Source organism: Enterobacter sp. CM29 (genome assembly GCF_013179605.1).
In the GTDB taxonomy this organism is placed as follows: Bacteria; Pseudomonadota; Gammaproteobacteria; order Enterobacterales; family Enterobacteriaceae; genus Enterobacter; species Enterobacter intestinihominis.
Genome location: NZ_JABMCU010000169.1, coordinates 1 through 9,907 on the forward strand (window position 1 = coordinate 1; position 9,907 = coordinate 9,907).

Consider the following 9,907-nt stretch of genomic DNA (forward strand, 5'->3'; position numbering starts at 1 on the left):
CGCCGGAAGGCAAACAGGGAAAAACAGTCGGCACGGTGATGACCGGCCTGCTGCTGGGGATTTTGCTCTCCAGAACCGTGAGCGGCGTGGTGGGTGAAGCCTTTGGCTGGCGAGTGATGTATCAGCTGGCCGCCGCAAGCATTGCCTTTATCGGCGTGGTGATGTGGGCCGTACTTCCCCGCTTCGCCGTTCATTCCACGCTGAGCTACCCGGCACTGATGCGCTCCATGGAACACCTCTGGCGTCGCTACCCGGCGCTGCGTCGGGCTGCGCTGGCTCAGGGTTTTCTGTCGATTGCTTTTAGTGCGTTCTGGTCGACGCTGGCGGTCATGCTGCTGGAACGGTATCACCTTGGCAGCGCCGTGGCGGGTGGTTTTGGTATTGCCGGAGCCGCAGGCGCGCTGGCCGCACCGCTGGCAGGCGGTCTGGCCGATAAGCTGGGCGCCGGTAAAGTGACCCAACTGGGTGCCGCGCTGGTGACCCTCTCGTTTGCCCTGATGTTCCTGATGCCAGCCCTGGGTGTACACGGCCAGTTGCTCCTGATTGCCCTCTCCGCGGTCGGTTTCGATCTCGGTTTGCAGTCCAGCCTCGTGGCGCACCAGAACCTGGTCTACAGCCTTGAGCCGCAGGCCCGTGGGCGCCTTAACGCCCTGCTGTTTACCGTCATTTTCATCGGAATGGCGCTGGGTTCGGCATTAGGCAGCAATATCTATACGCTGGCAGGCTGGACGGGCGTGGTAGCACTGGCAACCCTGTGTGGTGCCATTGCGCTGGCTATCAGAGTGATTGAAAGCGCCCGGGTGGTGTCCGCTCAGGCAGAAAGTGTGTAAAAAAAATGCCCAACCCGGACGGGTTGGGCAGTCAAAACATGCCCAGTTTCAAGACATGTCAAACAGGTCAGAGTCTTATCTGTTCATCTGGAACAAAGACATACCCTGCATATCGCTAAAGGCTTTATACGAGGCCTGCAACGCCGCCTGCTGCATGGTGTAGGACGAAATCACCGAGTTCCAGTCTACGTCAACCAGGTCGCTCATCTGCTGAGTCTGGCCCAGCGCGCGGTCTTCACCCAGAGAATCCAGCTTGCCCAGCTCGTCCAGCTTGATGCCGAGGTCCGCGCGAACGGTCAGCACGTTGTTGAGGGAGTTGCTCAGGCCACGGTTGGCTTTATCAATAGCCGCCGTAAATGCTTCAGCCTTCGTTTCGTCATCGCCAATCGGCTTATTCAGCGCTTCAATTGCGGAGTCGAGGATCTTGAACAAATTCGTTTCCGGCGTACTACCATCTGGCTCTGGCTTCGCATTGCTGGTGAAGCTATCGAAAACTTCAGTGCCCGTATGGCTGATTTGCATCGTGCGCGCAGAGTCAACCTGCTGGCTGATTGGCGTTCCGCCGCCCTTATAATCACCCGTAGCCTGGTCGAAAGCCGCCGCTTCGGTTTTGTAACCGGAAAAAATATAGCGACCGTTACCGTCCGTGCTGTTAGCCAGGTTCATGAGCTGATCGCGAATACCTTGCAGGTTCGTTGCCAGCGAAGCGCGGTCATCGTCACTTAACGTACCGTTGCCCGCATTGACAATCTTTTCCTGAGCAGCCTGGATAGCGGTTGTCACTTGCGATAACACGTTTTCTTCCAGCGAGACTTTCGTCGTAGCGAAGGAGCGCGCCAGCGCATACTGGCTGTTTTGCGTTTGGGCCTGAGAGAGCACAACGGCCTGCGAAGCGGCAATCGGATCGTCAGACGGACGGTTGATACGCTTCCCCGTAGACATCTGCTCGCCGTAGCTGAGCCAGAGGCTTTGGGAGTTCGTCACGCCGCGCATGCTTTGCTCATACATCATTTGAGTACTAATACGCATTTTTTATGCCTCAGCCTTAGCGGATATTGATCAATGCATCAAACAGCGTGCTCGCCGTTTGCAGCACCTGCGCATTCGCCAGATAGTACTGCTGATAGCGTTGCAGGTTGCCATACTCTTCATCCAGGTTAACCCCGGAGATTGACTGCTGTTGTTTGGTCAGCTGCGTAACAACGTTAACTTTGGTTTCGCTGCTGGTTTTCAGCGACGCCGTGGTGCTGCCCACCGTACTGACCAGCGCGGCATAAGCATCGTTAAAGGTTTTGTTCCCCCCCACCAGCTTGGCGCTCTGCAAATCCAGCAGCTTTTGGCCATTGGTATTGTCGCTTTCTCCGCTTCCTTGCGCGGAAGCCATCGCCAGTTTGGATTCGTCGCTGATCGCAACGTCCATATTCACGATAACGTCATTCACCGGCTTCACGATAAAGCTGTCTTTATTATTGGCCGAGCCGCTAATGTTGACGTTGAGGCCATCAAACGACAGATTACCGCTGGTATCCGGCATAGCCGTGAAGCTGGTGTTGTCTGACAGACGCGTGATTGTCCAGTCAGTACCGTTATACTCAACTTTGTAGTTTGTCGCCTGGACCTTGGTACTGTCCGTCATCGTTGCCGTCACGGACGCGCTTCCGGTGTTCTTACCGTTACTCAGCACTGCCGGGGAGCCAAAATCAAACAGCTTGCCGCCTGGGTCCCCGTTGGCATCAAAGCCCGCCTGGTGCTGGGTATTCATGGCATCCGCAAACGCCAGCGCCATCTGGTTAAGCGTATTTCGCGCCTGATCCAGATCCTGAGAACGGAACGTTAACAGCCCCCCAAGCGACCCCGTGGTGATCTGTTTTTCTGAGATCTCCACGTTGCCTGCTGCGGCATCCACATACGCAATCGTTGTACGTGCAGGGTCCGCGCTGGATTTCACCGCAGCCAGCTGGCTGGCGTTGCTGCCCTGGACCAGGGTGTAGCCGTTGGCGATAGAGATGTTGTAGGTGCCGCTGTCCTGTACGGTCACGTCCACACCGACAATTTTGTTCAGTTCGCTCACCAGCTGATCGCGCTGATCGAGCAGTTCGTTCGGCGATGCCCCCGCCCCTACGCCAGTCAGCCGGGAAATCTGATCGTTAAGGTTAGCAATCTGCTTCGCGTAGTTATTGATCTGATCGACGCTGGTAGAAATCGCCGTATTGACCTGCGCATCCTGATCGCGGAGATATTGATCGTTAGTTTTGAACTGGTTTACCAGACCATCTGCCTTCCCGAGTACCGTCTGGCGTGCAGCCGGATCTTCTGCGTTACTCACCAGCGTTTGCAGGCTTTTAAAGAAATCCTGGAGGTTGGCAGAAAGCGAGTTCGTGGTATCCGACAGCACGTCGTCAATTTTCGACATCTGCTGGTAGCGCGTGGTCAGGCCGCTGCTCTGGTTCTGCGCCGCGCGCAGCTGGTTGGTAATAAACGCATCATATTCACGCTGAACGCCGGAGACATAGACCCCGTTACCCACCCAGCCGCCGCCGGTCAGGGTGCTGTTTGATGCGCCCAGAATGGTAGTCTGGCGGGTATAACCTGCCACGTTGTAGCTTGAAATATTATTACTGACGGTATTGAGTGCCGACTGCGCAGCACTGAGGCCACTCATGGCGCTGTTAATCAAACTGGACATGGGGGTTCCTTTTATACGTTCAGACACGAGTCCTGATGAAGGTTATCGGCAACCTCCACCGGGACTTGAGAACTTTCAGAACAGATTTTCGAGATCTGTGCTATACGCTTTGCTGACCTTCTCAGACATGGATTTCAGCTGTTGGATCATGCTGGTCAGCTTGCGTGCATAGTTTGGATCGGTCGCGTAGCCGGCATTCTGCAATGCCTGAGCGCCCTGCTCTGGCGTGGTGGCCTGGGTCACGGCGGTGTAGCGCGGATTCCGGCTCAACAGCCCGACATAATCCGACAACGCTTCCAGATACGAGCTGTAGACGCGGAATTTGGCTTTCACCTTCACTGCCGCACCGTTCTCATATTCGGTGGTGGTAATTTCCGTGGTCGGCCCCTTCCAGCTGGAGGTGGCCTTCACGCCAAAGATGTTGAAGCTCGGCTCGCCGTTCTCCCTGCGGATCTGGCGTTGCCCCCAGCCCGACTCCAGCGCCGCCTGCGCCAGAATCAGATGGTGTGGCACGCCGCTTTCTTCACTGGCAAGACGCGCCGGCAGGGAGAGCTGCGCCAGGAAGTCTTTGCTGTCGCCGGAGAGCGGCTCGTCACGCGTTTCTGCCGGCTTTGGCATTGCCTTACGCACCATCTGGGTCAGCGCCTGATTTTGATAACTGGTCACCTTTTCCAGATCAAACTTCAGCGGCACCTGCGGCGGGGCCTCTTCAGGCGGGAGCCCCTGAGCGGCTGCGGTCTGTTTCACAATCATGTCCGCCAGGCCGAGCCCCTTTCCGGCGGTCATTTGCTGGGCAATCTGCTGATCGTACATGCTGGTGTAAAGCCGTGTGGAATCGCTGCTGAACATGCCATCTTTCGGCAGGGTTTCACGCATGCTTTTCAACATCATCTGCACGAACATGCCTTCCACCTGACGGGCAACCGGGCGGATATTCGCCGCCGGATCCTTGCCCGCTTTGGTTTTCAGCTCGTTGAGCGACTGGGCATCCCAGGCGGCACTGGTCAACAGTTTGCTATCGGTCAGCATTTAGATGATTTCCAGTTTAGCGCGCAGGCAGCCTGCACTTTGCATGGATTGCAGAATGGACATCAGATCCATTGGCGTTGCACCCAGCGCGTTCAGGGCACGCACCACGCTGTTCAGGTTGGCGCTGGAGCGCACGCTCTGCAACGATCCACCGCTCTGTCGTAAATCAATCTGCGTTTGCGGGGTCACTACCGTCTGACCGCCACCAAACGGGGTATCCGGCTGGCTGACGTTGGCCGAGCGGTTAACCGTGACGGAGAGATTGCCCTGCGCCACGGCGCAGCTGTCCAGCGTCACTTCGCGGTTCATCACCACCGATCCGGTACGGGAGTTGATAATGACTTTTGCATCCTGCACCGACACGTTCACTTCCATATTCTGGATATCGGCCAGCATCCGCACCTGGTTGCTGCTACCGGTTGACGTGCGGATCTGCACGGTGCGGGCATCCAGCGCGGTGGCGCTGCCGTAACCCCGGCTGCGGTTGATGGTGTCAGCAATCTGCTGCGCCATCGTGAAGTCTTCGTTATTCAGTTGCAGGTTAATGGTGTTGCCGGTGCCGAACTGGGTCGGCAGCTCACGTTCGATGATCGCGCCGTTGGTAATACGTCCCCCGTTCAGCTGGTTCACCTGCACGCTGCTGCCGCCCGCCGACGCACCTGCCCCGCCAACCAGAATGTTGCCCTGCGCCAGAGCATACACCTGGCTGTCGACGCCTTTCAGCGGCGTCATCAACAACGTACCGCCGCGCAGGCTTTTGGCGTTACCCATCGACGAGACAACCACGTCGATGGTTTGCCCCTGACGCGCAAAGGCCGGATAAGACGCGGTCACCATCACCGCCGCCACGTTTTTCAGCTGCATGTTGGTCCCCGCCGGTACGGTAATACCGAGCTGAGAGAGCATGTTGTTAAGGCTCTGGGTGGTGAACGGCGTCTGGGTCGTCTGGTCACCCGTCCCATCCAGCCCCACCACCAGGCCGTAGCCAATCAGGGAGTTTTCGCGCACGCCCTGCACGCTGGTGAGATCGCGAATGCGATCGGCCTGCGCAACGGTAGCGACCAGCGACAGCGCCACGGCGAAGAGAAATTTATACATAGGTCACCTCGCTTACATCGGCGATAAGTTAAGGAAGAAGCGTTGCAGCCAGCCCATATTTTGCGCTTCGTTGATGTAGCCGTTGCCGACGTACTCAATGCGCGCATCCGCCACCTGTGTGGACGGTACGGTGTTGGTGCCGCTGATAGTGCGAGGGTTAACCACACCGGAGAAGCGAATGAATTCCGTACCCTGGTTAATGGCGATCTGTTTTTCGCCCACCACGTGCAGGTTGCCGTTCACCAGAACCTGGTCAACCGTTACCGTCAGCGTTCCGCTGAAGGTATTGCTGGCGTTCGCGCCACCTTTACCGTTAAAGGTGTTGCCGCCGGAGGCTTCCACATCCGCACGGGCGTTGCCGAACAGCCCTTGCAGATAGCGCGGTACGGTGTCGAAGCCAAAATTGGTTTTGCCGTCGCGGCTGGCGTTCGCCGACGAGCTCTTGCTCGCGCTGACGTTTTCCTGCAACACAATGGTCAGCGTATCGCCGACGTTACGCGGACGACGGTCTTCAAACAGCGGCTGATAACCGTAGTTAATCGGCTGCGCGGTCTGGAAAATAGAGCCGTTCACCACCGGCGAGGGGCCGGGAACGGGTTGGGCGGTAGTCGCACCCTGTACCAATGGTTTAGACGGGATCCAGGCACACCCGCTGAGGGTGACAGCCAGAACAGTCAGGATCGGATAACGAAACGCCGCGTTTTTTTGCATTGCCTTCATCTTCGAAAACAGGGAGCCGGTGCGACGTTTACCGCACCGGGCTACACCTTAGAGTTGCGTCAGTTTTTGCAGCATCTGGTCGGTCGTCGACACTGCTTTACTGTTAATTTCATAGGCGCGCTGGACCTGGATCATATTCACCAGTTCTTCCGCCACGTTAACGTTCGAGGTTTCCACATACCCCTGGTACAGCAGCCCCGCACCGTTCAGGCCGGGGGTACTTTCATTTGGCGTGCCGGAAGACTGCGTTTCGGTGTAGAGGTTCTCACCGATGCTTTCCAGTCCGGTATCGTTCATGAAGGTCGTCAGGTTGAGCTGACCAACCTGGACCGGCGCGGCCTGACCTTGCTGAGTGACACTGACGATACCGTCACGGCCAATGGTGATGCTCAGCGCGTTCGCCGGGATGGTGATCGCAGGCTGAACCTGGAAGCCGCCCGCCGTCACCAACTGACCATTCTGATCCACCTGGAACGAACCATCGCGGGTATAGGCGGAGGTCCCGTCAGGCAGTTGCACCTGGAAGAAACCCTGACCTTTGATGGCAACGTCTTTGCTGTTGTTGGTCTGGGACAGGTTGCCCTGGCTGTGCAGACGCTCGGTGGCGACCGGGCGTACGCCGGTACCAATTTGCAGACCGGACGGCAGCGTGGTTTGCTCAGAAGACTGCGCCCCTGGCTGACGAATCGTTTGATAAAGCAAATCTTCGAAAACCGCACGCTGGCGCTTGAAACCATTGGTGCTGACGTTTGCCAGGTTGTTGGCAATTACATCCATATTGGTTTGCTGTGCGTCCAGACCGGTTTTCGCGATCCATAAAGAACTGATCATAGGGAGTCCTGTTAACTCATAGCCAGAAGTTGGTTAGCCTTGCCTGCGTTTTCATCGACGCTGCTGATGATTTTCATCTGCATTTCGAAGCGGCGGGCGCTGGCGATCATGTCGGTCATGGCTTCGACCGGTTTGACGTTACTGCCTTCCAGCACGCCGGACATCACGCGGATGGTCGGGTCGGCCTGTAACGTGGCGCCACGCATGGCCTGCGCCGCCTGGGTCAGACGGAACATCCCGTCATCACCACGCTGCACTTCGTTGCCTTCCGCTTTCACCAGCTTCAGACGACCGACAGGCGCAACGGTGTTCGCCGGGTCGCCCGGATTCAATGCCGAGATCGTCCCGTCTGCCGCAATGGTCAACTCTGACCCTTCCGGCACCGTCAGCGGACCGGCTTCGCCCATCACCGGATGCCCCTGAATCGTCAACTGTCCGGTGGCGCTCACCTGAATGTTACCGTTGCGGGTATACCCTTCTGCGCCGTCAGCCGTTTGCACCGCTAGCCAGCCGTCCTGCTGAAGGGCAACGTCCAGCGGACGCGCGGTGTAATCCATCTGGCCTGGCGTCATGTCGGCGCCCGGCGTGGAGGCGGTGACCAGCGTACGCGTGGGCAATGACAGCCCTTCTACCGGCACCGCACGCAGTGCGTTGAGCTGTGCACGAAAACCAGGCGTGGAGGCGTTCGCCAGGTTGCTGGCGGTAACAGCCTGCTGATTGAGCGTCTGGCTTGCAGCCCCCATCGCTGTATATATTGCGTGATCCATTGCGCTTTCCCGTCAGCCGCTTAACGCAGGTTAACCAGCGTGTTGAGGATCTGATCCTGGGTTTTGATGGTCTGCGCGTTGGACTGGTAGTTACGTTGCGCGACAATCATGTTCACCAGCTCTTTACTCAGATCGACGTTGGAGGCTTCAAGCGCGCCGTTGGTCAGCGTGCCGAAGTTACCGGAACCCGCGGTACCCAGCAGGGCAACACCGGAAGACTGCGTGGCGGACCAGACGTTATCTCCTTCGGACTTCAGACCTTCGTTGTTGGCAAAGTTAGCCAGCACGATCTGGCCCAGCACCTGGGTCTGTTCGTTGGAGTAGTTACCGACAACGGTGCCGTCATCGTTGATCTGGTAGCTCACCAGATCGCCCGGCTTATAACCGTTCTGGCTCGTCGCCACGATGTTGTTCGCACCGGTGTTCTGCTGCATGGAGTTCGCGAAACTCATTTTGAAGGTTGCCGCCGTTGCACCAGTGATCTCCCCGGTCTCGATATCGACTTCCCCACCGCCGGTCAACACACCGCTCTCATTAAAGACCAATGTGGTTGCCAGTTTCGCTGCATCTCCCGCTACGCTGCCGTCCTGCGAATACACCTTCCAGGAGTTAGCTGGAGTAGCGTCTTTGACATAGAACAGGTTCATGTTGTGCGCATTACCCTGGCTGTCAAACACCGTCACGGTGCCTTTCTTGTTGTAAGAGTCAGGGTTGGCCGGGTCGAATGCGACGGTTGGCGCGGTATCGGTGGAGTTCAGGTTGATCTGCTGAGAGGCCGTGGTGGTGGACTTCGCCGCCATCAGCGTCGTTGGGATGGTGATCGCCTGCGGATTCGCACCGGTTTGCACCGTCGGCGGCGTGCCGGCAACCGGATAACCGGTTAACTGTAGCCCCTGCATGTTCACCAGGTTACGGTTTTCATCCAGCTTGAATTGGCCGTTGCGGCTGTAGAACACGGAACCGTTGGCATCCACCATACGGAAGAAACCGTTCTGGCTGATGGCGACGTCCAGACCGCGACCGGTGTTGGTGGTCGTCCCGTCGGTGAAGTCCTGGGTGATACCCGCAACCTTCACGCCCAGGCCCACTTTAGAACCTGCAAACATATCTGCAAAAGACGCAGAACCGGATTTAAAACCATAGGTCGCGGAGTTGGCGATGTTGTTGCCAATGACGTCCAGGTTGGTGGCCGCAGCATTCAGGCCGCTGACCGCTTGAGAAAAGGCCATGACTTACTCCTGATAAGTATGAAGGCTTAGATAATCTGCCGAACTTCGTCGAGTGTGGTGGTACCGGAGGTACCCAAATCCAGTTTGTTGCCATCGCTACCTTTGATGACGCCCTGAACCAGGGCAAACTGTAGCGGCTGAGCCACCAGCTGCGTGGTGCCGTTGCTGGCGCTAATCGCAACCTGATACGAGCCGTTAGGCGCTTTAGTGCCGTCGGTCAGGCTGCCATCCCAGGTAAAGGTATGAACGCCCGCTTTAAGCTCGCCAATCTCAATCGTGCGCACCACGTTGCCGCTGGCGTCTTTGATGGTGGCGGTGACTTTGTCGGCCGGCTGCTGCAACTCAACGCCAAACGGCGTCGTGGTGGTGGTGGACGTGCCATCGGTGGTGCTGGTGCCCGCCAGAATCGTGGTCCCCGGGATCATCACCCCGTGACCGATCAGGTTGGCGGCCTGCAAGGACTGGCTGTTATCGATTTGACCGGAGACCGAGCCGAGCGTGGTGTTCAGTTTCTCAATGCCGCTGACGGTACTGATCTGCGCAAGCTGCGTGGTCAGTTCGTTATTCTGCATCGGATTGGTCGGGTCCTGATTTTTCAGCTGTGCCACCAGCAGGGTCAGAAAGCTGCTCTGTAAATCGGAGGCATTGCTCCCGGTGAGAGAGCTGGAACCGGTTGCACTACTGGTGCTGTTGACGCCGGTATTTGTCGGGTCATTC

10 protein-coding genes are annotated in these 9,907 nt (G+C 57.5%); 1 reads left to right on the forward strand and 9 read right to left on the reverse strand.

Annotation, left to right across the window (positions count from 1 at the left end):
* On the forward strand, nucleotides 1-830 hold an 830-nt coding region (locus HP459_RS17785; protein ID WP_171936570.1), incomplete at its 5' end, for an MFS transporter.
* Nucleotides 831-905: 75 nt separating this feature from the next.
* Here the strand turns inward: HP459_RS17785 and flgL are convergent.
* From flgL to flgD, 9 genes are all read right to left on the reverse strand, one after another.
* Nucleotides 906-1,859, reverse strand: a complete 954-nt coding sequence (gene flgL / locus HP459_RS17790) for a flagellar hook-associated protein FlgL (protein WP_022647731.1) — start codon at nucleotides 1,857-1,859, stop codon at nucleotides 906-908.
* Nucleotides 1,860-1,875: 16 nt separating this feature from the next.
* The gene (gene flgK / locus HP459_RS17795; protein ID WP_063146113.1) at nucleotides 1,876-3,516 is read right to left on the reverse strand and encodes a flagellar hook-associated protein FlgK; all 1,641 of its coding nucleotides are present in this window, start codon (nucleotides 3,514-3,516) and stop codon (nucleotides 1,876-1,878) included.
* Between the two features lie 75 nt (nucleotides 3,517-3,591).
* Nucleotides 3,592-4,545, reverse strand: a complete 954-nt coding sequence (gene flgJ, locus HP459_RS17800) for a flagellar assembly peptidoglycan hydrolase FlgJ (protein WP_063147631.1) — start codon at nucleotides 4,543-4,545, stop codon at nucleotides 3,592-3,594.
* The gene (locus HP459_RS17805) at nucleotides 4,546-5,643 is read right to left on the reverse strand and encodes a flagellar basal body P-ring protein FlgI (RefSeq protein ID WP_022647728.1); all 1,098 of its coding nucleotides are present in this window, start codon (nucleotides 5,641-5,643) and stop codon (nucleotides 4,546-4,548) included.
* Between the two features lie 12 nt (nucleotides 5,644-5,655).
* The gene (gene flgH / locus HP459_RS17810; RefSeq protein ID WP_023299788.1) at nucleotides 5,656-6,354 is read right to left on the reverse strand and encodes a flagellar basal body L-ring protein FlgH; all 699 of its coding nucleotides are present in this window, start codon (nucleotides 6,352-6,354) and stop codon (nucleotides 5,656-5,658) included.
* 57 nt (nucleotides 6,355-6,411) lie between these two features.
* Nucleotides 6,412-7,194, reverse strand: coding sequence for a flagellar basal-body rod protein FlgG (gene flgG, locus HP459_RS17815; RefSeq protein WP_000625853.1), 783 nt, complete (start codon nucleotides 7,192-7,194; stop codon nucleotides 6,412-6,414).
* Nucleotides 7,195-7,205: 11 nt separating this feature from the next.
* Nucleotides 7,206-7,961, reverse strand: coding sequence for a flagellar basal body rod protein FlgF (locus tag HP459_RS17820; protein ID WP_171936571.1), 756 nt, complete (start codon nucleotides 7,959-7,961; stop codon nucleotides 7,206-7,208).
* A 20-nt stretch (nucleotides 7,962-7,981) separates the two neighbouring features.
* Entirely contained in the window at nucleotides 7,982-9,190 is a 1,209-nt protein-coding gene (gene flgE, locus HP459_RS17825) for a flagellar hook protein FlgE (protein WP_045622627.1), read from the reverse strand.
* 26 nt (nucleotides 9,191-9,216) lie between these two features.
* A partial coding sequence (flgD, locus tag HP459_RS17830) for a flagellar hook assembly protein FlgD (protein ID WP_171936572.1) occupies nucleotides 9,217-9,907 on the reverse strand: 691 nt, incomplete at its 5' end.